Source organism: Nocardioides sp. T2.26MG-1 (assembly GCF_950101795.1).
Lineage (GTDB): Bacteria > Actinomycetota > Actinomycetes > Propionibacteriales > Nocardioidaceae > Nocardioides.
In genome coordinates, this window is sequence record NZ_CATNLZ010000001.1 from 918,678 (window position 1) to 945,674 (window position 26,997).

24 protein-coding genes and 1 pseudogene are annotated in these 26,997 nt (G+C 72.4%); 14 read left to right on the top strand and 11 right to left on the bottom strand.

Annotated elements, in window-relative coordinates:
- The 6 genes from QQZ14_RS04525 (at position 1) to QQZ14_RS04550 (ending at position 7,126) form a co-directional block, all read left to right on the top strand.
- The gene (locus QQZ14_RS04525; protein ID WP_284532987.1) at positions 1-1,569 is read left to right on the top strand and encodes a S8 family peptidase; all 1,569 of its coding nucleotides are present in this window, start codon (positions 1-3) and stop codon (positions 1,567-1,569) included.
- Positions 1,570-1,576: 7 nt separating this feature from the next.
- Entirely contained in the window at positions 1,577-4,018 is a 2,442-nt protein-coding gene (locus tag QQZ14_RS04530) for a CHAT domain-containing protein (RefSeq protein ID WP_284532988.1), read from the top strand.
- Positions 4,019-4,138: 120 nt separating this feature from the next.
- Entirely contained in the window at positions 4,139-4,453 is a 315-nt protein-coding gene (locus QQZ14_RS04535) for a hypothetical protein (protein WP_284532989.1), read from the top strand.
- Between the two features lie 75 nt (positions 4,454-4,528).
- A complete protein-coding gene (locus QQZ14_RS04540) occupies positions 4,529-5,221 on the top strand; it encodes a PadR family transcriptional regulator (protein WP_284532990.1) in 693 nt (230 codons plus the stop codon).
- A 136-nt stretch (positions 5,222-5,357) separates the two neighbouring features.
- On the top strand, positions 5,358-6,353 hold the full coding sequence (locus tag QQZ14_RS04545) for an ATP-binding cassette domain-containing protein (protein WP_284532991.1): 996 nt from the start codon (positions 5,358-5,360) through the stop codon (positions 6,351-6,353).
- Positions 6,353-7,126, top strand: a complete 774-nt coding sequence (locus QQZ14_RS04550; RefSeq protein WP_284532992.1) for an ABC transporter permease — start codon at positions 6,353-6,355, stop codon at positions 7,124-7,126. Before QQZ14_RS04545 ends, QQZ14_RS04550 begins: the two co-directional genes overlap by 1 nt.
- Here the strand turns inward: QQZ14_RS04550 and QQZ14_RS04555 are convergent.
- The 5 genes from QQZ14_RS04555 to QQZ14_RS04575 all read right to left on the bottom strand — a co-directional run bounded on the left by QQZ14_RS04555 (position 7,111) and on the right by QQZ14_RS04575 (position 12,409).
- On the bottom strand, positions 7,111-8,319 hold the full coding sequence (locus tag QQZ14_RS04555; protein ID WP_284532993.1) for a bifunctional glycosyltransferase family 2/GtrA family protein: 1,209 nt from the start codon (positions 8,317-8,319) through the stop codon (positions 7,111-7,113). The genes QQZ14_RS04550 and QQZ14_RS04555 overlap by 16 nt on opposite strands.
- Positions 8,316-10,316, bottom strand: coding sequence for an ArnT family glycosyltransferase (locus QQZ14_RS04560; RefSeq protein WP_284532994.1), 2,001 nt, complete (start codon positions 10,314-10,316; stop codon positions 8,316-8,318). The genes QQZ14_RS04555 and QQZ14_RS04560 overlap by 4 nt, the downstream gene beginning before the upstream one ends.
- A 215-nt stretch (positions 10,317-10,531) precedes the next feature.
- Positions 10,532-10,948: a VOC family protein gene (locus tag QQZ14_RS04565; protein WP_284532995.1), complete on the bottom strand. Its 417-nt coding sequence runs from the start codon at positions 10,946-10,948 to the stop codon at positions 10,532-10,534.
- A complete protein-coding gene (locus QQZ14_RS04570; RefSeq protein ID WP_284532996.1) occupies positions 10,945-11,760 on the bottom strand; it encodes a deoxyribonuclease IV in 816 nt (271 codons plus the stop codon). Before QQZ14_RS04570 ends, QQZ14_RS04565 begins: the two co-directional genes overlap by 4 nt.
- Positions 11,761-11,818: 58 nt before the next feature.
- On the bottom strand, positions 11,819-12,409 hold the full coding sequence (locus tag QQZ14_RS04575; protein ID WP_284532997.1) for a TetR/AcrR family transcriptional regulator: 591 nt from the start codon (positions 12,407-12,409) through the stop codon (positions 11,819-11,821).
- Between the two features lie 39 nt (positions 12,410-12,448).
- Here QQZ14_RS04575 and QQZ14_RS04580 point away from each other — a divergent pair, with 39 nt between their 5' ends.
- Entirely contained in the window at positions 12,449-12,856 is a 408-nt protein-coding gene (locus QQZ14_RS04580) for a nuclear transport factor 2 family protein (RefSeq protein WP_284532998.1), read from the top strand.
- Here QQZ14_RS04580 and QQZ14_RS04585 read toward each other — a convergent pair.
- The gene (locus QQZ14_RS04585; protein ID WP_284532999.1) at positions 12,853-13,242 is read right to left on the bottom strand and encodes a DUF4406 domain-containing protein; all 390 of its coding nucleotides are present in this window, start codon (positions 13,240-13,242) and stop codon (positions 12,853-12,855) included. The two genes, QQZ14_RS04580 and QQZ14_RS04585, sit on opposite strands and share 4 nt — an antisense overlap.
- Positions 13,243-13,309: 67 nt before the next feature.
- Between QQZ14_RS04585 and QQZ14_RS04590 the strand changes: the two genes are divergently transcribed.
- Positions 13,310-14,068: a DeoR/GlpR family DNA-binding transcription regulator gene (locus QQZ14_RS04590; protein ID WP_284533000.1), complete on the top strand. Its 759-nt coding sequence runs from the start codon at positions 13,310-13,312 to the stop codon at positions 14,066-14,068.
- Positions 14,069-14,144: 76 nt separating this feature from the next.
- Here QQZ14_RS04590 and QQZ14_RS04595 read toward each other — a convergent pair whose 3' ends face one another.
- On the bottom strand, positions 14,145-15,071 hold the full coding sequence (locus QQZ14_RS04595; RefSeq protein ID WP_284533001.1) for a serine/threonine-protein kinase: 927 nt from the start codon (positions 15,069-15,071) through the stop codon (positions 14,145-14,147).
- 324 nt (positions 15,072-15,395) lie between these two features.
- On the opposite strand from QQZ14_RS04595, the gene rpsF reads away from it, so the two are divergent.
- From rpsF to rplI, 4 genes are all read left to right on the top strand, one after another.
- Positions 15,396-15,686: a 30S ribosomal protein S6 gene (gene rpsF / locus QQZ14_RS04600; protein WP_284533092.1), complete on the top strand. Its 291-nt coding sequence runs from the start codon at positions 15,396-15,398 to the stop codon at positions 15,684-15,686.
- 137 nt (positions 15,687-15,823) lie between these two features.
- Positions 15,824-16,384, top strand: coding sequence for a single-stranded DNA-binding protein (locus QQZ14_RS04605; RefSeq protein WP_284533002.1), 561 nt, complete (start codon positions 15,824-15,826; stop codon positions 16,382-16,384).
- A 136-nt stretch (positions 16,385-16,520) separates the two neighbouring features.
- Entirely contained in the window at positions 16,521-16,757 is a 237-nt protein-coding gene (gene rpsR, locus QQZ14_RS04610) for a 30S ribosomal protein S18 (protein WP_011758085.1), read from the top strand.
- 14 nt (positions 16,758-16,771) lie between these two features.
- On the top strand, positions 16,772-17,218 hold the full coding sequence (rplI, locus tag QQZ14_RS04615; RefSeq protein ID WP_284533003.1) for a 50S ribosomal protein L9: 447 nt from the start codon (positions 16,772-16,774) through the stop codon (positions 17,216-17,218).
- 128 nt (positions 17,219-17,346) lie between these two features.
- Here the strand turns inward: rplI and QQZ14_RS04620 are convergent, their stop codons facing one another.
- The 3 genes from QQZ14_RS04620 to QQZ14_RS04630 all read right to left on the bottom strand — a co-directional run bounded on the left by QQZ14_RS04620 (position 17,347) and on the right by QQZ14_RS04630 (position 20,502).
- Positions 17,347-18,537: a hypothetical protein gene (locus QQZ14_RS04620; RefSeq protein ID WP_284533004.1), complete on the bottom strand. Its 1,191-nt coding sequence runs from the start codon at positions 18,535-18,537 to the stop codon at positions 17,347-17,349.
- A gap of 76 nt (positions 18,538-18,613) precedes the next feature.
- Complete coding sequence (locus tag QQZ14_RS04625) at positions 18,614-19,150, bottom strand: hypothetical protein (RefSeq protein WP_284533005.1); 537 nt, start codon at positions 19,148-19,150, stop codon at positions 18,614-18,616.
- Complete coding sequence (locus QQZ14_RS04630) at positions 19,147-20,502, bottom strand: MATE family efflux transporter (RefSeq protein ID WP_284533093.1); 1,356 nt, start codon at positions 20,500-20,502, stop codon at positions 19,147-19,149. The genes QQZ14_RS04625 and QQZ14_RS04630 overlap by 4 nt, the downstream gene beginning before the upstream one ends.
- A gap of 645 nt (positions 20,503-21,147) precedes the next feature.
- Here QQZ14_RS04630 and dnaB point away from each other — a divergent pair.
- Positions 21,148-23,493: a replicative DNA helicase gene (gene dnaB / locus QQZ14_RS04635; protein WP_284533094.1), complete on the top strand. Its 2,346-nt coding sequence runs from the start codon at positions 21,148-21,150 to the stop codon at positions 23,491-23,493.
- Positions 23,494-23,815: 322 nt separating this feature from the next.
- Here the strand turns inward: dnaB and abc-f are convergent.
- Positions 23,816-25,449, bottom strand: a pseudogene (gene abc-f / locus QQZ14_RS04645) (ribosomal protection-like ABC-F family protein).
- Positions 25,450-25,788: 339 nt separating this feature from the next.
- Between abc-f and QQZ14_RS04650 the strand changes: the two are divergent.
- The gene (locus tag QQZ14_RS04650; protein WP_284533008.1) at positions 25,789-26,997 is read left to right on the top strand and encodes a uracil-DNA glycosylase; all 1,209 of its coding nucleotides are present in this window, start codon (positions 25,789-25,791) and stop codon (positions 26,995-26,997) included.

A 26,997-nucleotide genomic window follows, 5' to 3' on the forward strand; every position in this document is an offset into this window, starting at 1 on the left:
ATGGAGCAGCAGCCCGAGGAGAAGCGCCCGACCCGCAAGCCCCTGGACCGCGACCCGGCACCACCGCGGCCGTCGTCGATCGCGACGGTCGAGGGCCGGGTCCTGGACCCCGCGACGGCGATCAGCGTCAAGGGCGTCCGCCCGCGGCCCACGGTGTACGTCGGCCCGCGGCTGGTGGTCTCGAAGTCCGTCGACTTCGAGGGTGCGCTCGCGGTGCTCCGCGCGGTCGCCGAGCCGCTCGGCTGGGTGGTCGTCCCCGAGCGGGAGGACCCGCGGACTGCGAACCTGAAGTTCGGCGTGCGCCCGGTGCGGATCGACATCGGCTCCAACCGGGCCACGATCGCCCCCGACGGCTGGACGCTGCTGCAGCAGACGCGGGCGCAGTTCGGCGTCGAGGCGGTGCGCGGGGTCGGTCTCGAGCACGTGCTGGCGAGCACGACCGTGGTGGCGAACCCCATCGAGATGTCGCACCCGATCGAAATGTCCCACCCGATCGAGATGTCGCACCCGATCGAGATGTCGCACCCGGCGGCGACGTACGGGCTGCCGGGTCGCGGGGGGCGGCAGCCGGTGGCGTTCATCGGCGCCCGGCCCCGGCGGTGCGCGCCGAAGGAGCTCAACGGGCGGCGGCGGCCCGTGGTCGCCGTCCTCGACACCGGGTGCGGCGAGCACCCGTGGCTCGACGGGGTGGTGCGGACCGACGTCCGGCTCGCGGGCACGCCGATCGGCTACGTCGACGACGCCACCAACCCGGAGCTGCACCCGGACCAGAACGGACCGATGGACGGGTCGATCGACCCGACCTCGGGGCACGGGACCTTCATCGCCGGCCTGATCCACCAGGCCTGCCCCGACGCCGACATCCTCTCCTGGCGGGTCGTGCCGTCCGAGGGGCCGCTGGTCGAGTCGGACTGGATCGTCGCGATCGCCCAGGTGCTGGAGCTCGTCCGGCGCTTCACCGCCGGCGAGCCCGGCGGGCGGAGGATCGACGTCCTGAGCCTGTCGATGGGCTACTACCACGAGACACCCGACGACCACCTGTTCGATCCCGAACTCCAGAACATCCTCACCGAGCTGGGCCGGCTCGGCACGATCGTCGTCTGTTCGGCGGGCAACGACGCCACGAGCCGACCCTCGTTCCCGGCGGCCTTCGCGCCGTGGGAGGGCACGATCCCGCCCCGCGACGTCGTGCCCGTGGTTTCGGTGGGCGCCCAGAACCCGAACCTGCGGACCGACGCGCTCTTTAGCAACGCGGGCCAGTGGGTGCGGGCCTGGGCCCCCGGCGCCGCGCTGGTCAGCACCGTGCCGCCGTTCGAGGGCGGGCTCCTGCCGCTGGCCAGGACGACGGACGACGAGGGCCGGGTGCGCGAGTGCATCGATCCCGACGACTTCCGGGGCGGCTTCGCCGTGTGGAGCGGGACCTCCTTCGCCGCGCCGCTCCTGGCCGGTCGACTCGCCGCCGCGCTCGCGCCCCGGCTGCCGAAGAAGGCCGCCGAGCCCCAGCCGGTCGCCACCGTCGTCAACCGCGCGTGGAAGGTCGTGGAGGAACTGACGCCGATCAGGCGATGATGGGCTGGTGCCCACCGCGCCCGAGCTGCACCGACGTGCCGTCGAGGCGCTGAACGCTCGGCAGTTCGGGGTCGCGGGTCGGCTACTCGCCCGAGCCAGCCGGGCGACTTCTGACTTCGACCTCCTCGCCCGGATCGAGGCAAGCCTGGCGTTCCTCGAGTACGAGACCGGTAACCCCGCAGTCGGGATCGAGCGGTGTGAGCGGGCGCTGGCGAGCGAGCTCATCACTGCCGACACGCGGGGGGTCGTCCAGTGCCAGCGGGCCCTGCTCCTGCTGCGGCAGGGACAGGCGGCGCGGGCTCTCACCGCGTTCGACGAGGCGATCGGGAGCCTCGCGGACCACCAGGAGCTCGGGATCGCCCACGTGAACCGGGGCGGCGTGTACCTCGCCCAGGGTCAACCCGACCGCGCGTGCCACGACTTCCGCTCGGCTCGCGACCACTGGCACCGGCTCGGTCGCACCCACGACGTCGCGATCGCCACGCACAACCTTGGGTACGCCTGCTTCCTGCTCGGCGACCTCGTCGGCGCCCTGCACCACATGCGGGAGAGCGGCCCCGTGCTTGAGGCCTCCTCCCCCGTCATGGCCGCAACCGTCAACCAGGATCGCGCCGAGGTCTTGATGGCGACCGGACAGGTCGAGGAGGGAATGGCGGCCTTGCGCGCCGCCGCGGCGGCGTATGGGTCCCGGCGCATGCACCAGCGACAGGGCGAGGCCGAGCTCGCGCTCGCCCTCACCGTGCTGGAGACCGACACTACGGAGTCCGGAGCAGCCGCACGCCGGGCTATGCGGTGCTTCGGGAAGGCCGGGGCCGAGGCTTGGAGCGTGCGTGCAGAGGCGGCGTGGATATCTGCCGAGATCGAGCGCGGTCGGCGGCGTGGCGCGCTCCTCGCCCGCGGCGAGGAGCTGGCGTCCGAGCTCGAGGCGCAGGGTCTGCGCTGGCGCGCTGCCGGGCTGCGACGGGAGCTGGCTAGGGCCGAGCTGCGCAGCGGCGGGCCCGAGCTGGCCCGGGCCCGGCTGCAACAACCGGTGGCCGCTCGGGCGCCCCTCGCGCTGCGGCTGCTCGACCGCGACGTGCGCGCCGAGCTGGCGGCCGTCGAGGGGCGCCGTGCGCATGCGCTCCATCACCTGCGCGCGGGCCTCGCCGACCTGCACACGTGGCAGAGCTCCTTCGGCTCGCTCGACCTCCAGACCGGGGTTGCGGGCCATGGGGTCCGGCTCGGCACCCGAGGCCTCGCGCTGGCGGTCGAGTCCCGCAAGCCCGCGGTGCTGTTCGAGTGGTCGGAGCGGGCGCGGATGCTGGCCAGCCGGGTGCAGCCGGTGCGCGCGCCCGAGGACGAGCAGATCGTCGCGGACCTGACCGAGCTGCGCGAGATGGCCGCCGAGGGTGGCCGCCGCGATCCCGAGCGCGAGGTGGAGCTGCGCCAGCGGATCCGCGAGCGGGCCTGGCAGCACCGTGGTTCCGGCGCGGTGGCCGATCCGGTCACGCTCCCCGAGCTGCAGGCCGCGTTGGACGCAGCCACCGCGCTGGTGGCGTACGTCGTCGCGGGCGATCAGGTGGTGGCCCTCGTGGTCACCACCGACGCCGCGACCTGGGTCGACCTCGGTGAGCGCACGCAGATCGATGGGCTGCTCGGCGGGCTGCTGCCGGACCTCGACGTGGCCGCGGCCGAGCTGCCGGGCGCGATGGCGGGGTTCGTCCGCACCGAGCTGGCGAGCCGGCTCGCGTCTCTCGCGGAGGCCCTCGTCGAGCCGGTGCTCAAGGCCGTGGGCGAGCGGTCGGTCGTGCTGACGCCGTCCGGCGTGCTCGCCGGTGTGCCGTGGACGCTGCTGCCCGGGTTCGTCGGGCGTCCGGTCACGGTCGCGCAGTCGGCGACGTCCTGGCTGGCCCGGCGCACGACGCCGCTGCGGCTGGGCTCGGCCGGGTTCGTGGCCGGTCCGCGCGTGGCCCGAGCCGAGGACGAGGTCGTCGCCGCCGCGAAGGAGTGGCCGGACGCGACCGTGCTCGTCGGCGACCGCGCCAACGCCGCCGCGGTCTCCGAGCTCGCCGCGAGCGTGGACGTGCTGCACGTCGCGGCCCACGGCCGACACGCCGCCGAGAACGCCATGTTCTCCGGCCTCCAGCTCGCCGACGGGCCGTGGTTCGGCTACGACATCGACCAGCTCCGGCAGGTGCCCGACGTCGTGGTGCTCTCCGCGTGCGAGGTCGGCCGCTCGACGGTGCGCTGGGGCGACGAGCTGATCGGCATGGCGACCGCCTGGCTGCACGCCGGCGCCCGGTGCGTGGTCGCGTCGGCGGCCGCGGTCAACGACCGGGCGGCGTACGACGTCCTCGTCGCCGTCCACCAGCAACTCGCCGCCGGGGTCGAGCCCGCCGCCGCCCTGGCCGCGGCGGTGCCGGCCGTCACCGCCGTCACCGCCCCGGTGCCGCTGGTCCGCTTCGGCTGACCGCTGTCCGAGGTGGTTTCGAGACGGTTGCTGCGCAACCTCCTCAACCACCGTCATCTGCGCGTATCAGGCGTCCCGCGGGCCGCTCCTCATCGTCACCAGCCCGACGAGGAGACCACCATGGCGCACCGCACCGCTCGCAGCGTCGATCAAGGCATCGACCGCAGGGTCGTCGAGGACCCCCGCCCCGGGGATGTGCTCCGGGTGCCGGCCGGGTCGCGGCTGCACGTGCGGTTCCGCCGATCACTGAGCAGCTGGCGGGTCGAGGACCGGCCCGGGCACCTGGTCACGCTCGAGGAGGGCGACCACGGCTTCGAGTTCCTGGTCTTCGGTACGCCGGACGAGTCGGCGAGGCCGCTCCGGCTGGTCCGGCTGCGGGCGGACCGGAGCGGGCCCGGCGAGGTGCGGGACGTGACGGTCCTGGTCACGAACTGACCGAGCACCACCGCTTGACGCCACCCGCTCCGAGGCGAATACTCCGATCAGAGTATTCGTGATGGAGGGACACCCGTGGCCCGGAGGCGGTTCAGCAACCTGCTGGCGCTCGCCGTGCTGTCGTGTCTCTCCGAGCGCCCGATGCACCCCTACGAGATCTCCCAGACCCTCCGCGAGCGCGGCAAGGACCAGAGCATCAAGCTCAACTACGGCGCGCTGTACGCCGTGGTCGAGTCGCTCGCCAAGGCCGGTCTGATCGAGGCCCGCGAGACCGTGCGGCAGGGCCGCCGTCCCGAGCGGACGATCTACGCGATCACCGAGCGCGGCGTCGAGGAGCACGACGAGTGGCTCAGCGAGCTGATCGGCCGCCCGCTGCGCGAGTACCACTCCCTCGAGGCCGGGCTCTCCCTGGCCGCCGGGCTCCGCCCCGACGACGTCGCCCGGCTGCTGGTCGAGCGGGCCGTGCACCTGCGCGGCGAGATCGGCGCCGCCGAGGAGATGCTCAAGGCCGGGCGCGAGATGGGCCTGCCCGAGCTGCTGCTCATCGAGGGCGAGTTCCGGCTGACGATGCTCCGCGCCGAGCACGACCACGTGGTCGACCTGGCCGCCCGCATCCGCGAGCGCCGCCTCGGTGGCGTCGAGATGTGGCACAAGATCTACGAGGCCCAGGACCGTGGCATCAGCCTGGAGGAGGTCTTCGCCGACCCGGTCGCCCACCTCGGGAAGGAGGGGGAGGCCCTGGCGGCCCTCGCCGACCCCGACGCCTGACGCGACAGGAACCCGACAGAGCAAGAAACCCCGACCGGTGCGGCAACACCGGCCGGGGTCACCGCAAGCCGCCCGATGGACCGCTCACAGCGCACCCGCGAGTCTACGGCCGGCTCCTCCACCGAAGGAGTCCTCCATGCCCACACCCGACCTCGCCGTGCAGGTCCACGACCTGCACAAGACCTACCCCGGCGGCCGTGGCCACGACCCTGTGCCCGCCCTGGCCGGCCTCGGCTTCGCCGTCGAGCGCGGCACCGTCTACGGCCTGCTCGGCCCCAACGGCGCCGGCAAGTCCACCACCGTCCGCATCCTCACCACGCTCTCGCGGGCCGACTCCGGGGTCGCCCGGGTCGCCGGGCTCGACGTGGCCGTCGACCCCGCCGCCGTACGACGGCGCATCGGGCTGGTCTCGCAGCGCCCGTCGAGCGACCCCATGGCCACCGGCCGCGAGAACCTCGTGCTCGCGGGCCGGCTGCAGGGCCTGACCCGCACCGACGCCACCGCCCGTGCGGCCCGGCTGCTCGACCGGTTCCGCCTCACCGACGCCGCGGACCGGCTGGTCCGCACCTGGTCGGGCGGGATGAGCCGCAAGCTCGACGTCGCGATCGGGCTCGTGCACCGGCCCGACGTGCTGTTCCTCGACGAGCCGACCACGGGGCTCGACCCGGAGGCCCGCGCGGACATGTGGGCCGAGATCGCCCGGCTGTCCGTCGACGACGAGATGACCGTGCTGCTGACCACCCACTACCTCGACGAGGCCGACCGGCTCGCGTCGCGGCTGGCGATCGTCGACCGCGGCCGGGTCCGGGTCGAGGGCTCGCCCGAGGAGCTCAAGAGCGAGCTGCGCGGCGACACCCTCCAGGTCGAGCTGCCCGACAGCGACCAGGCCGCGCGGGCGTGCGCGGTCCTGGCCGGGGTCGCCGGCGTGACCGGTCCGGTCGCCGACGGCGCCGTCGTACGGGCCCGCGCCGAGTCCGGCGCCCGATCGATCCCGGCGCTGATGGCCGGGCTCGACGCCGCCGGGCTCTCGCCGGTCAGCGCGTCGGTGTCCCGCCCCTCGCTGGACGACGTCTACCTCCAGCACGTCGGCCGCGCCCACCGATCGACCGAGCGGGACGAGGAGGTCGCCTGATGTCCACGCTCGTCACCCACTCCGTGCTGCTGACCCAGCGGTCGCTGCGGGGCTTCGCGCGCCAGCCGATCTTCCTGGTGGTCACGCTGATCCAGCCGATGGTCTGGCTGATCCTGTTCGGCCGGCTCTTCGAGTCGGTGACCGACATCCCCGGCTTCGAGTCCGGGAGCAGCTACCTGGAGTTCCTGACCCCGGGCGTGGTCGCGATGACCGCGCTGTTCTCAGCCGCGTGGGCCGGGACCGTCTACATCGAGGACATGGACCGCGGCGTGATGGACCGGCTGCTCGCGGCGCCGGTCTCGCGCGGCGCGATGATGAACGGCACGCTGGCCTACCAGTCGGTGACCTCGGTGATCCAGACCCTGATCGTGCTGGGCGTGGCCTGGCTGATCGGCGCCCGGTTCGCATGGGTGGGCGTCCCGTTCACGATCCTGGCCGCCGTGCTGCTGACCGTCGTGTTCGCCGCGCTCTCGAACGCCGTCGCCCTGCTGGTCCGCCAGCAGGAGGCGCTGATCGGGATCAGCCAGTTCACCGCCCTGCCGCTGACGTTCCTCTCCTCGGCGGTGATGGATCCCCAGCTCGCGCCGGGGTGGATCCGGGCCACGGCGCGGTTCAACCCGCTCGACTGGGCCGTCGTGGTCGCGCGGGAGCCGCTGCTCGGGTCACCCGACTGGGACGCGGTCTGGCCACGCCTCGGCGCGCTGACGGTGCTGGCCGTGGTCATGGCCGCGGTGGCGACCCGGACGTTCGGGGCCTATCAGCGGTCCCGGTGAAAGACCCAGGCGCGCATCGCGACGAAGCGCATCACGGTGACCACCAGATTGGCGACGGTCAACACGACGACCTCGGCGCCGTGGTGGGTGTGACCTCCTGCGTGCAGCAGCCACAGCGCGCCGCTGGTCACCCCCAGCCCGATGCCGAACACCACGAGGCCACGGACCTGGTGGCGCACGGCGTGCCGCCGCCCCCGCACCCCGAACGTCAGCCGCCGGTTGGCCGCGGTGTTCGCGAGCGTGGTGACGACCAGCGCGAGCAGGTTCGCGGTGAACGCCGAGAACGGTCCGCGGAGCAGCAGGTAGAGGACGGCGTACGCCACCGTCGAGGCGACCCCGACCAGGGCGAACATCGCCAGCTGCAGCCCGAGCCGCCCGCCGCCGGCATCGGCCGACGCCCGCCCCAGGCGCTCGGCGACGTCGGCGACGGGCAGGCGGCCCGACACCAGGCCGCGACCCAGGCGGGCGATGCCGCGCAGGTCGTCGACGGCGGTGCGGACGATGTCGACGGTGCTGTCCGGGTCGTCGACCCAGTCGACCGGCACCTCGTGGATGCGCAGGCCCGCGCGCTCGGCGAGCACCAGCAGCTCGGTGTCGAAGAACCACGCGTCGTCCTCGACCAGGGGCAGCACCTCGCGGGCCACGTCGGCGCGGATCGCCTTGAACCCGCACTGGGCGTCGGAGAATCGCGCGCGGAGGGCGCCGCGGAGCAGCAGGTTGTAGCACCGCGAGATCAGCTCGCGCTTGGGCCCGCGGTCCACCCGCGACCCGTGCCCGAGCCGGCTGCCGATCGCCAGGTCGGAGTGCCCGCTGATCAGCGGGGCCACCAGCGGCAGCAGCGCGTTGAGGTCGGTGGACAGGTCCACGTCCATGTAGACCAGCACCGCGGCGTCCGACCCGAGCCAGGCCTTCTTCAGCGCCCGGCCCCGGCCCTTCTCGGCAAGGTGGACGACGCGTACGTCGGCGTACGTGTGCGCCAGCCGTCTCGCCACCACCGCCGTGCCGTCGGTGCTGGCGTTGTCCGCGATCGTCACCCGGGAGCTCCACGGCATCCGCCCCAGGTGGTCGAGCACCCGCTCGACCGAGGCCTCCAGGTCGCGCTCCTCGTTGTAGACCGGGATCACCACCTCCAGCATCGTGACCTCGGTGCCGACCTCCGCCCGCGGGCCCTCCCAGGGCTGGGCCGCGGTCACGACGTCGCCCCCGCGTCGGCACCGGACAGGTCGTAGAGCGTGACGCCGTCGACCGTGGTGGCGGTGAAGCTCTCCTCCACCCAGGTGGCGATCTCGGAGCTGGCGTTGCTGCCGCCCATCGACTGGCCGAGCCCGGAGCCGTCGATGAACCAGTGGATCTCGCCGTTCGCGACGTACTCCTGGAACTCCGCCAGCGTCGGGCTCGGGTCGGAGCCGTTGAAGCCGCCGATCGCCATCACCGGCTCCTCGGTGGCCAGCTGGTAGCCCGAGGCCGAGTTGGAGCCGACCGCGGCCGCGACCCAGGTGTAGGAGTCGGCGTCCTCGAGCAGCTGCGCGGTGAGCTCGTCGCTCGGGTCGCTTCCCTGGAGCAGCCCGCCGGCGCCGCCGCCGGTGGGCCCACCGGTCGGGCGTTGACCCTGCGCCATCCCGGGGGGCGTCTGACCCTGCGTCATCCCGGGAGGCCCGCCGAACCCGCCGCGACCGCCGGGCCCGCCGCCGGAGCCGCTGGTGACCGTCGGGCCGGCCGTGGGGATCGAGCCGGTGTGCGCGGTCGACGCGGTCTGCACGGCGTACGACGCCGGGCCGGCCAGCGAGGCGACGACCGCGAGCGCGGCGGCGCCGAGCGCCACCCGCCGCGGGAGCCGGTGCAGGCCGAGCATCACGACGGCCGCGAAGAGGCCGCCCACCAGCAGCGGGACCCGTAGCCACGGCACGAAGTCGGCGCTGCGGCCGAGCAGCACGAAGGCGGTGCCGGCTGCGAGCGCCGTCGCGGCGGCGCCGAAGCCGCAGGCGAGCGGCGAGCGGCGGTGCTGCCAGACGAGGGCCGCGCCGATGCCGACCAGCGCCGCGATCGCGGGGGCCAGGGCGACGGTGTAGTAGGAGTGGAAGATGCCCGCCATGAAGCTGAACGTGAGGCCGGTGACCAGCAGCCAGCCGCCCCACAGCACGAGCGCGGCGCGGGTGAGGTCGGTGCGCGGCCGGCGCCGGGTCAGCCACAGACCGGCGACGAGCAGCAGCAGCGCGCTCGGCAGCAGCCAGGCGATCTGGCCGCCGACCTCACCGTCGAAGAGCCGGGTGATCCCGGTCTGGCCCCACATGGAGCCGCCGCCACCGCCCGTCCCGCCACCGACCGAGCCGGTCTCGTCGCCGGTGAGGCGGCCGAAGCCGTTGTAGCCCAGGGTCAGCTCGAGGATCGAGTCGTCCTGCGAGCCGCCGATGTAGGGGCGGCTCGACGCCGGCCAGAGCGAGACGATCGCGACCCACCAGCCCGCGGCCGCGATCATCGAGCCGAACGCCACGAGCAGGTGGCCGAGCCGCTTGAGCACGCCGGTGTTCGCCGTGAGCAGGTAGACCAGCGCCAGCGGCGGGAGCACCAGGAACGCCTGCAGCATCTTGGCCAGGAACGCCAACCCCACCAGGGCTCCGGCCAGCGCCAGCCAGCGCACCGGGTGGCGCACGCCGGACTCGAGCGCGCGCAGCGTCGCGTACGCCGAGGCGACCAGCAGCAGCACCAGCATCGCGTCGGGGTTGTTGAAGCGGAACATCAGCACCGCGACCGGCGTCAGCGCGAGCACGGCCCCGGCGAGCAGGCCGGCCGCGGCCGAGCATGTCGTACGCCGGACGGTGGCGACCAGCAGCCACACGGCGAGCACGCCCTCGATCGCCTGCGGCACCAGGATCGACCAGGACGACAGCCCGAACACCCGCACGGCCAGCCCCATCGGCCACAGCGCCAGCGGGGTCTTGTCGACGGTGATCGAGCTCGCGGCGTCGGAGGAGCCGAAGAAGAACGCCTTCCACGACTCCGACCCGGCCTGCGCGGCCGCGGAGTAGAAGCTGTTGGCCCACCCCGACTCGCCCAGACCCCAGAGGTACAGCACCCCGGTGGCCAGCAGCAGCCCGGCCAGCGCCGGTCGGTACCACCGCTCCGGCTCGCGCGGCGGCGGCTCTGGGCCGGGGGAGGTCGTCGTCGGGTCGTCGAGGGTCGCGGTGCTCATGGACCCAACGTCCGTCGCCGGCTTGGCGGGACGGTGTGGGTCGTCTGTGCGTCGTCTGTGAGGGGGCGGCCAGTTTCGTCGGCCGGCCGACAGATCTCGCGCCTGGACGACGCAACTTCATCGTCCAGGGTCCAGTTTNTTCGTCGGCCGGCCGACGAAACTCGCGCGGAGCCCGCTCGGGGTGAGCGCCCAGAGCCGCTCCTAGCTCCTCGCGGTCACCCCAGCGAGAACTCCCCGGGCGCGAGGCTGCGCAGCACGCAGAACTCGTTGCCCTCGGGGTCGAGCATCACCACCCAGGTCGCGTCCGGTGGCGCCAGGTCGGTGCGCCGGGCGCCGAGCGCCTCGAGCCGCGCGATCTCGCTGTCGCGGTCGGTGTCGATCGGGGAGAGGTCGAGGTGGAGGCGGTTCTTGACCGCCTTGTCCTCCGGGACCCGCGCGAAGAAGACCGTGGGGGCGACCGGACCGGAGCGGACGTCGGCGAGCAGCCGTTCGTCGGACCGCCCGGCCGGGCCGATCTCCACGAGGTCGGGCTCCTCGTCGAGCACGACGTAGTCGAGCGCGGCGGCCCAGAACCGGGCGAGCGCGGCCGGGTCGGCGCAGTCGACGCTGATCTCGGTGATCCGCGAGGTCATCCGATCCGCTCCGTGAGCCAGGCGGCGTCGGCGCGGTGCTCGGCGGCACCGCCGGGGGTCTCCAGGATCACCGGGGCGCCGGCGTCGCGGACGACGGCCGCCAGCAGGTCGGGGTCGACCTTGCCGGCGCCGAGGCTGGCGTGCCGATCGGCACCCGAGTCGAACTCGTCGCGGGAGTCGTTGCAGTGCACGAGGTCGATGCGGCCGGTGATGCGGCGTACGTCGTCGACGATCGTCTCGAGCGAGTTGCCGCCCGCGTGGGCGTGGCAGGTGTCGAGGCAGAACCCGACCAGGTCGGCCTGCTCGGTCGAGGCGATCGCGTCCCACACGCGCTCGATGCGCTCGAGGTAGCGGGTCATCGCGTTGTCGCCGCCGGCGGTGTTCTCGATGAGCAGCGGCAGCTTGAGGTCGACTGCCTCGACCGCCTTGCGCCAGTTGTCGAAGCCCTTCGCCGGATCGTCGTCCTTGTTGACGTGCCCGCCGTGCACGATCAGCCCGCGCGCGCCGATCGCCGCCGCCGCGTCGACGTGCTGCTGGAGCAGCTTGCGGCTGGGGATGCGGATGCGGTTGTTGGTCGTGGCGACGTTGACGATGTACGGCGCGTGCACGTAGAGCCCGACGCCCGCGGCCTCGGCGTCGGCCTTGAGCGCCTCGGCCCCGCCGGCGTAGCGGAACTCGGGGCCTTTGTAACCCTGCGGATCGCCCAGGAAGAACTGCACGTGCGGCATCTCCCGGGCCTGGGCCTCCGCGATGGGGTCGGCCTGGTCGACGTGGGCACCGATGGCAGGGAGCTGGGGGCTCGTGGGGCTCATGTCAGCGAGCCTAGGACGCGGCGGCGACAGCCGTCAGGGGTGGCGTGGAGGCGGCGCGTCAGGGTGGCCCGAGCAGCAGGCCGCGCACCCCGTGCCGGAACGCGATGCCGGCGGCCCGGGGCGTCATGCGGCCGGCAGCCACCTCCCCGCCGACCGCGTGCCCCTGGGCGAGCACGGCCCGGACCAGCCAGTCGGTCGTCAGCTCCCGCGGCAGCGCGTGCTCCCGACGGGACCGGCGCACCAGTCTGCGCAGCTCACCGACGATCAGCTCGTGGGTGTCGAGCGGGTCGTCGTCCTGGCCGGTCACCGCCATGAGCGCCGGGTTCAAGAGCGCAGGTCGCCGGTCGAGCATCCCCCACACGGCCGTGCACCAGCGGTCGACCGCCTCCGGGAGCGGTCCGCGGCCGGGATCGGTGGTCGCGAGTCCCTCGGCGACCTCCTGGGTGAGCACACGCACCGCGGTGCGGAGCAGGTCATCCCGCGAGTCGAAGTGGGCGTAGACGGTCTGTCGGGTGACGCCGGCGGTGTCGGCGATCCGCCCGAGGGAGGGATCCTCGCCACGGTCGAGCAGCAGCAGGCACGCATCGAGGATCGCCGTCCGGCTGCGTACGGCGTCCGCGCGCCGCTGTGGCCGCTTCTCCTCTGACATGGTTGTCAAATCTAGCTCAGCGTGCTTACTCTGACTGGCATGTCAAAGTTAAGCGAAGCGGAGGCGGCTGCCCGGATCACCGCCTACCTGCAGAACTACCCACGAGAGGTCATCGCCGCCGACCACCCCGAGGAGGTCCTGGATCGCTACCACACGCCCGACTACGCCGTGATCACCGACGGCATCACCTTGGATCGCGAGCGGCTCCTCGCTCACGTCACCCCGGCCCGGCGTCGCGCGTCGGACGCGCGGGTCGAGGTGCACGACGTGATCTGCGCGGGCGACCGGTTCGCCGCGCGGTACACGCTCGAGGCGACGATGCGGAAGGGCGGAGTGATCTCCACCGAGATCCACGTGCTCGGCGAGCTGGCCGACGACGGTCGGGTGTGCCGCGCCCGTCAGCTCACCCGCGACGTGACGACGCGGGATCGGTCCGCGGGATCCTAGGACGCGGCTCCGACGCTCTCGACGTACCCGGGCACGTCCTCGACCCGGTGCCAAACGGGGATCCCGCGCTCCCGAGCGATCGCCACGTCCTGGTCGGCGCCGGTGGACGCGCCCGGCAGCCGCAGCACGCCGTCGCAGTGCTGCAGCAGCCGCTCGGCGGTCGGGTACATCACCTGCTCGGCCAGCGGGTCGAGCGGACCGCTCGCGCCGGCGCTGCTCAGCACCGGCAGCGCCACCCACTCCCCGATCATCGGGACGTGGCCGGCCCGGAAGAGCGGCCAGGCGGCGGTCTCGAGCGCGGCGAGGTTGGCGGCCATCCGGTCGGGGTCGTCGCCGGTGCCGGAGCGGTAGGGGCCGGCGATCAGGATCATCAGGGGCTGGGTCATGGCCCGACAATAACGTGCAGAAACATGCAGAAGCAAGATAGTTCGTGCACGGCGCTAGGGTGTGCGCGTGCTCGCCGCCCAACGCAAGGACCTGATCCTCGCGACCCTCCGCTCCGAGGGCCGCGTGGTCGCCAAGGACCTCGCGGCCGAGCTCGAGCTGTCCGAGGACACGATCCGCCGCGACCTGCGCGAGCTCGCCGCCGACGGACTGCTGCACCGCGTGCACGGGGGCGCGCTGCCCGCCTCGCCCGCGGTCGCCGACTTCACCGCCCGCAGCAGGATCGGCACCGGCGCCAAGGCCGAGGTCGCCGGCGCCGCGGCCGCGCTGGTGCGGCCCGGCCAGACCGTGGCGATCGACGGCGGTACGACGGCCCGCGAGCTCGCCCGCCGCCTGCCCGCCGACCTGCGCGCGACCGTCGTCACCCACAGCCCGACCGTCGCGATCGAGCTCGCGACCCACCCGAGCGTCGAGGTGATCATCGTCGGCGGCCGGCTCTTCAAGCACTCGGTGGTCGCGTACGGCGCGATCGCGCACGAGGCGATCGGCCGGGTCAGCGCGGACCTGTTCTTCCTGGGCGTGACCGGCATCCACCCGGTCGCGGGCCTCACCACCGGCGACGCCGAGGAGGCCGCGATCAAGCGCGCCTGGACCGAGCGGTCCGCCGAGACCTACGTGCTGGGCAGCGGGGAGAAGATCGGCGCGGCCTCGGCGTTCGAGGTGGTGCCTCTCGCGGCGGTCACCGCGGTGCTCACCGACGCGGCGGCCCCGGAGCGCGGCGTCGCCGAGCTGCGGGCCGCCGGCGTCGACGTACGGGTGGCGTCGTGACCACGGCCCCGCTGGTGCTGCTCGCGATCTCCGCGGTGCTGCTCGCCGTCGGCCTGATCTCGCTGTGGCGGGCCCGTCAGGACAGCAACAGGTAGACCGCCACCGCGCAGAGGACGATCGCGCCGAGGAAGCACGCGATGGCCAGGTCCACCCACCGGCTCGGGCGGGTGGCCGGCAGGTCGGGCAGCCGGTCGGGCACGAACGGCCAGGGCCTCTCCCCGGGTCCGCCGTGCGGCAGGTCGAGCAGGCGCAGCCGCTCCAGCGCGGCCGCGGCCGACGGCGGCCGCAGGTCCGGGTCGGCGCTGGTCATCGCCGCCAGCAGCGGGCCGAGCGGGCCGTCGGGCGGCGGCGCGCCCAGCCGGCCGGTGAGCAGCTCGGTGGCGACCATCCCGGCGGCGTACACGTCCTGGCGCGGGTCCGGCGCGGCGCCCGCGGCCTGCTCGGGCGCCATGTAGCCGTCGGTGCCGACGCCGCCCGGTACCCGGGTGAGCCGCACGTCCTCCACCGGCACCGCGACCCCGAAGTCCCCGAGCCGCAGGAACGGCCGGCCCGACCCGCTCGGCTCGAGCAGCAGGTTCGCGGGCTTCACGTCGCGGTGCACCACCCCGGCCGCGTGCACCGCCGCCAGCGCCTGGAGCGTCTGGTCGAGCAGGAGCGCGACGTACGCCGTGGGCAGCGGGCCGTGCTCGGCCAGCAGCCGCTCCACGGACCCGCCGCGCACCAGGTCCATCGCGAACACCACCCGGTGGTCCTCGGCGGCCCACCCGGTCGGCGCGACCACGTGCGGGTGGGCGATCCGCACCGACTGCTCCCGCACGAACCGCAGCAGCGTGGTGCTGTCGTGCGCGCGCAGCACCTTGGCCGCCACCACCTGCCCGGTGCGCAGGTCGCGGGCCCGCCACACCGAGCCCATGGCGCCGGCGCCGACCTGGTCGAGCAGGACGTAGCGGCCGGCGAGCGGGCCGTCGGGGCGATCGGGACGAGGTGGCGTCGTACGTGGCATCGTCCGCCTTCTACCCGCGGCCGCCGGTTCTCAGACCCCGTCGTCCCCAGCCGGGCTCCGCGGAGGATCCCCGGTGTACCGGGGAAACTCCCGCTTGTCGGGGGTTGCAACGGCCGAGAAGCGGAAGAACCACCCGACCAGTCCCTGGCCGGCGAGAGGACGACCACCGCCATTTGGGGCGGTGGCGGGCCCCGCTGCTAGCCTGGGGCGTTCTCTGCGCACGCCCACCGACGGGACCGGGCGCCGGGACGATGCAGTACCAACGCAAGCCCTCCTGCCACGGAGAGTCCGTGGCCGCCTAGTCCAGAGGAGGTGGAGACCGCTGTGCGTGCCTACGAAGTAATGGTCATCCTCGACCCCAGCCTCGAAGAGCGAACCGTCGAGCCGTCGCTCGACAAGTACCTCAACGTCATTCGCAAGGATGGCGGCACCGTCGAGTCCGTCGACGTGTGGGGCCGGCGTCGCCTGGCCTACGAGGTCAAGAAGAACGCCGAGGGCATCTACGCCGTCATCTCGCTCAACGCCGAGCCGGCCACGGTCAAGGAGTTCGACCGCCAGCTCACCCTCAACGAGTCCGTCCTCCGCACGAAGGTCATGCGTCCCGACGCTCACTGACCTGGGCACGGACCGGTCCACCGACCGGTCCTGTGGACGGCCACTTCCGCCTGTCGGCGCCAGCCGCGACGATGGGCTCACGTGGTCGGACGACCCCGGACTGACACTTTTCAGTTCCAACGCATAGGGAGACCCGCATGGCAGGCGAGACCGTCATCACGGTGGTCGGCAACCTCGTCGACGACCCGGAGCTGCGCTTCACCCCCTCGGGGGCGGCCGTGGCCAACTTCCGGATCGCGTCGACGCCGCGCACCTTCGACCGCCAGACCAACGAGTGGAAGGACGGCGACGCGCTGTTCCTGTCCTGCTCGGTGTGGCGACAGGCCGCGGAGAACGTCGCCGAGTCCCTGCAGCGCGGCATGCGCGTGATCGTGCAGGGCCGCCTCAAGCAGCGCTCGTACGAGACCCGCGAGGGCGAGAAGCGCACGGTCGTGGAGCTCGAGGTCGACGAGGTCGGCCCCGCGCTCGCCTTCGCGACCGCCAAGGTCACCCGCGCCTCCCGCTCCGGCGGTGGGGGCGGTGGCGGCTACTCCGGCGGCGGCGGGCAGTCCCGTCCGCAGTCGGGTGGCGGCAACGACCCGTGGGCCACCCCTGCTCCGCAGGGTGGCGGCGCTCCGGCCGGCGGCGGCCAGTCCGCACCGGCCGGCAACGACCCCTGGGGTGCCCCGGGCGTCGGCTCCGACGAGCCGCCGTTCTGAGCGCCCGTGGGCTCATCGCGAAGCGATGGGACCACGACCCAGCAGGTTCTGAAGCAACATCACCATCCGAACACCCTCAACCATTCCGGCACTCAACCCAGTCATGGGGCCGGGCTTCTAGAAAGGAAGCACCACAATGGCCAAGGCAGTGATTCGCAAGCCCAAGAAGAAGGTTTGCCAGTTCTGCAAGGAGAAGGCGACCGGTGTCGACTACAAGGACACCGCGCTGCTCCGCAAGTTCATCTCCGACCGTGGCAAGATCCGCGCGCGTCGGGTGACCGGCAACTGCGTCCAGCACCAGCGGGACGTGGCGATCGCGGTCAAGAACGCCCGCGAGGTCGCCCTGCTGCCCTACACCTCCACCGGTCGCTGAGAGGAGCCGAGGACATGAAGCTCATCCTGACCCAGGAAGTCACCGGTCTCGGTGCCCCCGGCGACATCGTCGAGGTGAAGGACGGCTACGGCCGCAACTACCTCGTCCCGCGTGGCCTCGCCATGCGGTGGAGCCGCGGCGCGGAGAAGACCGTCGACTCGATCAAGTCCGCCCGCGCCTCGCGCGCGGTGCGCGACCACGACCACGCGGAGCAGATCAAGACCAAGCTCGAGGCCCAGCCGGTCGCCGTCAAGGTGCGCTCCGGTGCGGGCGGTCGCCTGTTCGGCGCCGTCACGGTCTCCGAGATCGCCGGCGCCCTCGCCGACGCCTCGGGCGAGCAGGTCGACAAGCGCACGATCGTGGTCACCAACCCGATCAAGTCGCTCGGCTCCCACGAGGTGTCGGTCAAGCTGCACGACGAGGTGTCCGCCGTGGTGGCCCTCAACGTCATCCCGGCCTGACCGGTCCTCACGGACCGACTCAACAGCGCTGGTCACAGCGCAGCGGCAATGTCATACCGACAGGGCCCGCACCTCCCCCGGGGGTGCGGGCCCTGTCGTGTCCGGGCAGGCGCGGCGTCGAGGCGCGGTCAGCGCGCCATCACGGCGTCGATCCGGACCGGCTTGTTCTTCGACGCGACCCGGATCTGCAGCGGTCCGGCCACCAGGCTGGAGAGCTCCTCGCGGACCTGGTAGATCTTCATCCGCTGCGCCTCCTTCGCGGCGAGGCGCACCGTCTGCCAGGCGCCGCGGCCGACCCGCACCTGCACCTTCCCGAGTCCGGGTCCGGCCGGCGCGAGCAGGCGGATCGCCTTGATGTTGCGGACCGGGAAGCTCACGGTGGCGCCGTACGCCCGGGCCTCGAGGTAGTCGCTCGCGAACGTCCCGGCGCTGCGCACCCGGCGCCAGTCGCCGCGCGAGGCACGGGTGGCGTCGGCGACGGTGAGGTTGCGGGGCATGAAGAAGTCCTGGACGAACGGCGTGGGGTCGACGTTGCCGGCGGGGTCGACCGCGGCCGCGGTGAAGTGCTGCAGCCCGGCGGTGGCGGGGCGCAGGGTGGTGATGCCGTCGGTGCAGGCCACCGGCTGGTCGTTGAGCCGGCAGCGGTAGGTGGGGGTGCCGCCGCGTACGGCGTCCGCACCCTGCAGGCGGATCTGCACGCTCGTCGAGGTGACCATCGGGGCGTCCTGCCGGTCCTCGTCGTAGTAGTTCGTGCGCACGAAGCCGTAGGTGTCCGGCGGTTCCACGTCGGCGCGGAAGGCGAGCTCGGCCGGGGTCTGGTCCACGTCGGGCAGGTCGGTGGGCGCGGCGAAGAACGGGTCGGCCGTGATGTCGTGGGCCGCGTCCGGGGTGTCGACCGCACGGACCTGGAACGTGTACGGCGTGCCCTGGTCGAGCTTGTCGTACGTCACCGGCGACGTGCAGCTCTGCCAGCGGTCCGGAGCGGTCGCGGTGGTGAACAGCTGGCACTCGAAGGAGATCGGGTCGGTGTCGGCGTCGGTGTGCTTGCCGGTGAACGCGATTGCGACCGAGGTCGCTCGGACCCACCCGTTCGTCACGGCGGGGGTCGCCGCGCCGAGCGTGGTGACCGGCGGGACGGTGTCGTCGCAGGCGGCCCCGGTGACGATGGGGATCGGCAGGCCGGGCAGGGTTGGCTGCACCTCGCTCGTGCAGGGGTCGGCGGCGACCGCCGGTGCCGCTCCGACGACCAGCGGCAGGCCCGCCGTCGTGAGGACGGCGGCCAACGCGACGACGGCGCGTCGGGTCGAGATGTGGCGCATGGTTCCCTCCGGTCCGGTGCTCGTGCTCCCAGCCCCCCAACGTCCACCGTGCCCCGGGGCTACGAGGAGACCCCGGTCACGTCGCAGCGGTCTGGTCCACCTCCGGCTGGGCCCAGGGGCGCGAGGAGTAGCGGAAGAACAGCACGATCACCAGCAGCAGCACAAGAGAGGCGCCGACGACCATCACCACGAGCAGCGAGTCGGCCCCGGCGCCCAGCACCACCGGGGGCAGTACGGCGGCCACGCCGGTGAGCACCGCCGCCGTGTGCAGCCAGCGGGCGCGGGGCGGCTCGGCGGCCGCGGCCCGGGAGAGCGCGAGGCAGAGGAGGCCGACGAACGCGAGCTGCGGGAGGTTGGCCGCCCAGAGCAGCGACTCGTCGGTGTCCTCCAGCGCGTCGCGGACCTCGGGGAACCACAGCGCGACGCTCATGACGAGGGCGACGACCCCGAGGGTGCGCAGCGCCGACCGGCGCTCGAGCGCCGCTGGCAGCCCGCCGAGGCCGTGGAGCACCAGGACCCACCCGACCGGGTCGGCGAGGACGTCGTACTGGCCCACCCTGGCGAGGGCCGCGATGATCAGCAGCCCCATCGCGATCGACTGGAGCGGCTTCACGGCGCCACCCTACGGCCGGTCACCAGCCCGGTGACCAGCCACGTGTCGCCCCGCGCGCGGTGCAGGAGCACGACCAGCCGCGCGCCCATGAACACGGCCGTGAAGGCGACCCAGAGGACGGCCAGCCCGGCCGACACGACCGCGCACAGCAGGGCGACGGGCGCGTACGCGAGCAGGGTGACCAGTCCGGCCCGAGCGAGGTAGCGGCCGTCGCCGGCCCCGATGAGCACGCCGTCGAGCACGAAGACCACGCCCGCGACGGGCTGCCCCACGGCGGCGATCAGCAGCACCGGCACCAGCAGGTCGCGGACGTCGCGGTCGCCGGTGAACAGCGCGCCGAGGAACGGGCTGCCGGCCGCGAGCAGGAGCCCGGTGACCACCCCGCTGAGGGCGCCCCAGCGGATCATCCGGGTCGTGGTCTCGCGGACCGCGACGACGTCGCCGGCGCCGAGCGCCCGGCCGGTGAGCGCCTGCGCGGCGATCGCGATCGCGTCGAGGGCGAAGGCCAGGAACCCCCACAGGGTCAGCGCGAGCTGGTGGGTCGCCAGGTCGACCTCCTGCTCGCGCGGCCCGGTCGCGCCCAGGGTCACGGCGTACGTCGTGAGCAGGAACCCGGCCCGCAGGGTGAGCGTGCGGATCACCAGCGGCACGCCGGCGCGGCCCGCGGACCGGATGCCGGGCAGGTCGGGTCGCAGCGAGGCGCCCTGCGCCCGGGCCGCCCGCGCGACCACGACGAGGAGCGCGGCGGCGCTCGCGACCTGGGCGAGCACCGAGCCGAGGGCGGAGCCCGCGAGGCCGAGGCCGGCGGGGTAGACGAGCAGCAGGTTGAGCGCCACGTTGAGCGCGTTGCCGCCGACGGCGACGACCAGCGGGGAGCGGGTGTCCTGGAGGCCGCGGAGCACGCCCGTGGCGGCGAGCATGAGCAGCAGCGGCGTGGTGCCGAGGAACGCGATCCGCAGGTACGTCGCCGCCGGGTCGGTGACCTCCGCCGAGGCGCCGAAGACATGGACGAGCGGGCCGGTGAGCAGCACCCCGAGCACGGTGACGACCAGGCCGATGCCGACGGCGAGCCACAGGCCGTCGACCCCCTGGGTGAGCGCCCCCCGCAGGTCGCCGGCGCCGAGGTGCCGGGCGACCCCCGCGGTGGTGCCGTAGGCGAGGAAGATGCACAGCCCGACCACCGTCTGGAGCACCACCGCCGCGATCCCCAGACCGGCCAGCGGGGCGGTGCCGAGGTGGCCGACGATCGCGGCGTCCGCGAGCAGGAACAGCGGCTCGGCGACCAGGGCGAGGAAGGCGGGGACGGCGAGCCGGAGGATCTCGCGGTCCCGGGCGTCGGTCACCACGACGATCCTGGCGGCCTAGTCACTGTAAGGACCATTCGGCGCGTTGACTCCCAACCGGACTAGTTATCAACACCTGTGGATGACCTCTGGAAAACCTGCCTCCAGCGCTATGTCGACAAAGCGCTCGGGTGGCCGGCGGGTGACCATCCCGTGAACGACATTCGCGTCGAAGTATTTTCCCATGCACACCTGTGGGTAACTGTTTGCGCAGGTCAGCGGCGTGTGAGGCGGTTTCGGCCGGGTGCTGTCCACAGGCCGCTCCCCAAGCTGTGCACACCTCACCGCGTGTCGTCCACGGGCCGGCCCCAGGTTATCCCCAGGGCGGCCCGGGGGGTGTGGATAGGCCACTGTCGCGGAGGGGCCCCGGGCGCGTACGGTCCCGAGGGTCATCGGGGGACCACACCGCCCACCAGCGGGCTTCGGAGGCCGGCCGCCGCGCCGATGTCGGTGGTCGCTCGTAGCGTCAGTGTCGACATCAGGGTCGTCAGTAGGGGTCGATCGGGTGCGATCAGGAGGGACACGTTGAGCGTCACCGAGCAGGGCCCGCGAGGGCTGCCGGAGCTGCCGATCGACGACTGGGGCGACGGCCCCGCGGCGTACGCCCCGGGCGAGCGGCCCACGTCGCCGGGCGACCGCACGCCGCCGCAGGACATGGCGGCCGAGCAGTCCGTCCTGGGCGCGATGCTGATCTCCAAGGACGCGATCGCCGACGTCACCGAGACGCTGCGCGGCGTCGACTTCTACCGGCCCTCCCACGAGACGATCCACGACGCGATCATCGACCTCTACGGCCGGGGCGAGCCCGTCGACATGGTGACGGTCGCGGCCGAGCTCCAGCGCCGCGGCGAGCTCCAGCGCATCGGGGGCGCGCCGTACCTCCACACGCTCTCGGCCAACGTGCCGATCGCCGCCAACGCCGGCTACTACGCCGAGATCGTGCGGGAGAAGGCGATCCTGCGCCGCCTCGTCGACGCCGGCACCAAGATCGTCCAGATCGGCTACGCCGGCGAGGGCCAGGTCGACGACATCGTCGACACCGCTCAGGCGGAGGTCTACAAGATCACCGACCGCCGCTCGGCGGAGGACTACGCCCCGCTGAGCGACATCATGGACGGCGTCCTCGACGAGATCGAGGCGATCGGCAACCGCGAGGCGGGTCTGTACGGCGTGCCCACCGGCTTCGCCGACCTCGACGACCTCACCAATGGTCTGCACTCCGGCCAGATGATCATCGTCGCGGCGCGTCCCGCCATGGGGAAGGCGCTTGCTCTCGACACTCCGCTCCCGACACCCGCCGGGTGGACCACGATGGGCGAGGTCCAGGTCGGCGATCAGCTGTACGACGCCCGGGGTCGGCCGACCACGGTGGTCGCCGTGACCGACGTCATGGACGGGCGACCCTGCTACGAGGTGATGTTCTCCGACGGCTCCCGCATCGTCGCCGATGGGGAGCACCAGTGGCTCACCGAGACGCGGGCGGCGCGCAAGTCGAAGTGGGCCGCTGACCGCAACTACAACCGGGCCTGCAACCAACACGTCTTCGCCGCGGTGGTAACCACGGAGCAGATCGCGGAGACACTCCGGGTCGGAGCAGACCAGCGTGCCAACCACGCCGTGCTGACGGCAGCCGCGCTGGTGGGGGATGACGCGGACCTGCCGGTTCCGCCGTACGCCCTGGGTGCCTGGCTGGGCGACGGGCACAGTGCGTCGGCTCGGATCACGTGCGAGACCCCAGAGATCCCGATGTATCTCGAGGGGTCGGGCCTGCGTGTCGATCACCACGGCGCGATGCTCTACAGCCTCAAGCTGCCCGACGGCGACGCACGTGGGAGCCTCCAGGCCGTGCTCCGCACGATGGGAGTCCTGAACAACAAGCACATCCCGGTCGAGTACCTGCGCGCATCAGAATCGCAGCGTCGCGACCTGCTCGCTGGCCTGATGGACACCGACGGCACGGTCGTCAAGGGCGTCGGATCATGCCAGTTCGCCGTCACCAGCAAGCGCTTGGCCGACGACGTGCACGAGCTGGTCGTGAGTCTCGGCTACAAGTGCGGGCGCACGACGCGGCAGGTTCAAGGGCGGACACCGGAGACCTCGACCTGCTACATCCTCAACTTCTCCACCGTCGACGATGTCTTCCGACTCGAGCGTAAGCACCTGCTGCACAAGCTGGAGCGACCGGCGACCACGGCGAGGATCGGACGGCGTTACGTAACGGACGTTCGCCGGATCGAGAGCGTCCCCGTTCGCTGCGTCCAGGTCGACAACGCCGAGCACCTCTATCTCGCCGGCAAGTCGATGATCCCAACGCACAACTCGACCCTGGCGCTCGACCTGTGCCGTGCGGCCTCGATCCACAACAACCTCACCAGCGTGTTCTTCAGCCTGGAGATGACGCGCTCCGAGATCACCATGCGCCTGCTCTCGGCCGAGGCGAAGGTGCCGCTCAACCACATCCGCAACGGCAACATGAACGACGACGACTGGGCCAAGCTCGCCCGCAAGATGGGCGAGGTCTCCTCGGCGCCGATGTTCATCGACGACTCGCCGAACATGACGATGATGGAGATCCGGGCCAAGGCCCGCCGGCTCAAGCAGCGCCACGACCTGCGCCTGATCGTCATCGACTACATGCAGCTGATGACCTCGGGCAAGAAGGTCGAGTCCCGCCAGCTGGAGGTCTCGGAGTTCTCCCGCCAGATCAAGCTGCTCGCCAAGGAGCTCAGCGTCCCGATCATCGCGCTCTCCCAGCTCAACCGTGGCCCCGAGCAGCGCGGCGATAAGAGACCTATGATGAGTGACTTACGCGAGTCTGGCAGCCTCGAACAGGACGCCGACATGGTGATCCTCCTGCACCGCGACGACGTCTACGAGAAGGAGTCGACCCGCCCCGGCGAGGCCGACCTGATCGTCGCCAAGCACCGCAACGGCCCCACCCGCGACATCACCGTCGCCTTCCAGGGCCACTACTCCCGCTTCGTCGACATGGCGCATTGACGCCTGCAGTGTCGAGATGCAGCGAACATCGACTTCTCCGACGGGCAAGGTCAACTTGTCTGGTGATGTCAATCCGCGAGGACGGACGTGAGTGACGGTCGGCGTGAGCGGGCGCTCGGGTCGCGGCAGATGAGGATGGCACAAGCGCAGGCATAGGTCCCGGGCTCGCCGGACTGGCCGCGGTGGCCTCGACGATGGACGAACACGCAGGTTATGGGTGTGTTGGCGAGACGCGGATGAGATCGACGCACCCTCACCCGATCACCGGGCGCGGCCGGTGATCGGGGACGGTGGCCCGGCGTGCTCGGCGACTCCGTGCCAGCTACCCGGCCTCCGGGAGTCGCAGCTCGCGTGGACGCAGGCGCTCGTGGAGGCACGGGTCGTGGGTCACCACGACGAGCGTGCCGGGGTAGTCGTCGAGGGCCTTCTCGAGCTCTTCGACCAGCACGGGTGAGAGGTGGTTGGTGGGCTCATCGAGAAGCAGGAGGTCGCAGGGACGGGCCACGAGGCGGGCCAGATCGACCCGGCGGCGCTGTCCGACCGAGAGGCTGCTCACCGGGCGGCGGAGCTCGTCGGCGTGGAGCAACCCGCTGGCGATGAGCTCCTCGGCGAGATCCTCCGGGTGCACCCCCGCCCGTGGGCGTACGCCGCGAGCACGGTGGTCCCCGCGGGCCAACGTGTCAGCTCCTGGGCCAGGTAGCCGACCTGTCCGGGGGTCCGCACCGTCCCGGCCGTCGGCGCCAGGTGGCCGGCCAGCACCTGGAGCAGGGTGCTCTTGCCCGCGCCGTTCGGCCCACTGACCAGCACCCTCTCGCCACGGCGCAGGGTCAGGCCGGAGAGCGCGAGGCGGCCGTCGACGACAAGGCCCTCCACGATCACCGCCACGTCCTGGGGCGGGGCATCGGGGAGGGCGGCGAACCCGGCACTGAGAGAGAGTGGCTCCGGCGTTGCCGGGACGGGATTGGCGAGCAGTCGACGGATCTGCTCCTTGGAGCGGCGGATCCGTCGCATCGACCCGTGATCACGGCTCCGGGCCCGGAACGCGCCGTGTCCGAACCCGTCGAGCTCGTGCTTGCGCGGGATCGCCTCCACCCGGGCGGCGCTGGTCACCACGAGTGCTCGGTGACGCTCGAGGTCGCTCTGCCAGCGCTCGTGCTCGAGCCGCCAGCGCTCGCGCTCCACAGTCTTGGCGGCGAGGTAGCCGCGGTAGCCCACGCCGTACCGCCGCACCCGCCCACGATCGACCTCGATCACCGTCGAGCTGAACCGGTCCAGGAAGGACCGGTCGTGGGTGGCAACCACGACGGTGCCGCGGTGGCGGGCGACCCGGTCCTGCAGCCACGCCGAGGCGCTCGTGTCGAGGTCATTGGTCGGCTCGTCGAGCAGGAGCAACTCGGCAGGTGACGCGAGGGCGACGGCGAGGCCGAGCCGTGCCTGCTGGCCGCCGGACAGGGTGCCGATCGGGCGACCCCGGTCGAGCCCGCCGAGCCCGAGCACGGTGAGGCCGGCCTCGATCCGCACGTCGGTCGTGTGCCCGTCGCGCGCCTCGTAGGCCTCCGTCAGCGCGGCGTACCGGCACAGAAGTGCCGCGAGATCGGCCTCGGACGCACCGCCGAGATCCGCTTCGGTGGCGCGCAGACTCGCTTCGAGCGACCGCAGGTCGGCGAGCAGGTGGTCGACAGCCTCCTGGACGGTCGAGTCGGGTGGGAGGTCCAGGGTCTGACCCACGTGAACCAGACCGCCGGGCACGGTGCCCGACCGCTGGCCGGCGGTGGGCGTGAGCTGTCCGGCGAGGACGGCGAGGAGCGTCGACTTCCCGGATCCGTTGTCGCCCACCACCCCGATCCGTTCGCCGGGGCGGATGGTGAGGTCGATGCGGTCGAGCACGAGGCGCTCGGCGTAGCGCACGGAGGCGCCGGCGAGCGTGATCTGGGTCGGTGAAGAGGCAGGGGTCATCGGAATCTCCGATCCCGGCCGCGCACGCGGCCGAACGATGAGGGCGAACGTGGTCGCTCGCGCCGACCCGGAGAGGGCGGGCGCGCTCAGGACCCGCAGCGGCGTACGCCGACCGGTGCCGTCAAAGTGGCGGCGTCAGCGGTGGCGAGGGGCGCGCAGCGTCCCGTTCGCGCTCAACAGAGTTCCCATCGCGTCCACCGTAGAGCGCCGGTACCACGCCGGCCACCGCATTTCCGGCTCCAGCGACCTACAGACGCCCGCCTTGGACCTCAAACCCCATCACTCCACGGGACGCTCCTAGCCCATGCGGTCGGTCGGCTGCCCGCGTAGCCTCTCGCCATGAGCGAGGAACGACTGCGCTGCGCCGAGGCGGCTCTTCGGCAGGTGCCCGAGGACTACCGGACGGTCGATGCAGCCGCAGTCGCCGGTCAGGAGCACGGCCACAGCTTCCACAACGGCATGCACATCGGCTGGGCATGGGGCGAGGACGAGCGTCGCCGGCCCTACCTCGACTTCCTCTCGGAGCACCGGCACCCCGGCATGCACGCCGAGCGCTACTTCACCGACGGCAGTACGGAACCGATCCCAACCCCCGCATCGATGCGCCGAGTGTCGCCGGACCCCGCCGAAGACGCCGAGCTCGAGCGGAGGTTCTTCGAGGACAACCGCGCTGCGTACGCCGACCTGCGTAACCGAGGCCTCCTGCCCCCCGAAGGGGAGGACGTCGGATCCCACGTCATCGACGAGTACCTACTCAAGGGCGCCTCACCGAACAGTGGGAGCGCGCCTGAGGAGCCCGAACTCGCACGCTACGACCGAGGAGAGGACCTCCTCGGCGGCAGCTGGGACAAGGTCCTCCGCACAGAGCTGGTGAAGCCGTACTGGCGCAAGCTGCTCGAGTTCGTAGCTGGCGAGCGAAACGAGCACCCGGTCTACCCGCCACCATCGCAGACCTTCCGGGCGTTCGAACTGACGTCGTACGACGACGTCAGAGTCGTGATCCTCGGACAGGATCCGTACCCCAACGAGGGTGAAGCCCACGGGCTCGCCTTCTCGGTGCCCGCCGAAGTCGAGCAGAAGCCGGCGTCGCTGAAGAACATCCACAAGGTCCTGGAGTCAGACCTCTCCGAGACCTTCGGCAGGACGGTGACCGCGCCCGACCACGGAAGCCTGGAGGCGTGGGCCGAACAGGGGGTCCTCCTCCTGAACAGCGCGCTGACGGTGCGTGCCGGCACCAAGGAGGATCGCGAGACTCACCGCCGGTGGCGGTGGGAGAAACAGGGGTGGACGACGTTCACCGACGCGGTCATCCGGGCCATCAACGACAAGTCCGATCACGTCGTCTTCATCCTGTGGGGCAATGACGCCAAGAAGAAGCAGCACCTGATCGACACGAGCCGACACGCAGTGATCACGTCCTCGCATCCGTCGCCGCTCTCCGTGGGGCTCGGCTTCATGGACAGTCGGCCGTTCTCGGAGACGAACCAGCGGCTGAGCGCCGCACGCCGAGGGGAGATCGACTGGCTCCGAGCCGGGCGCGAGGGCTGA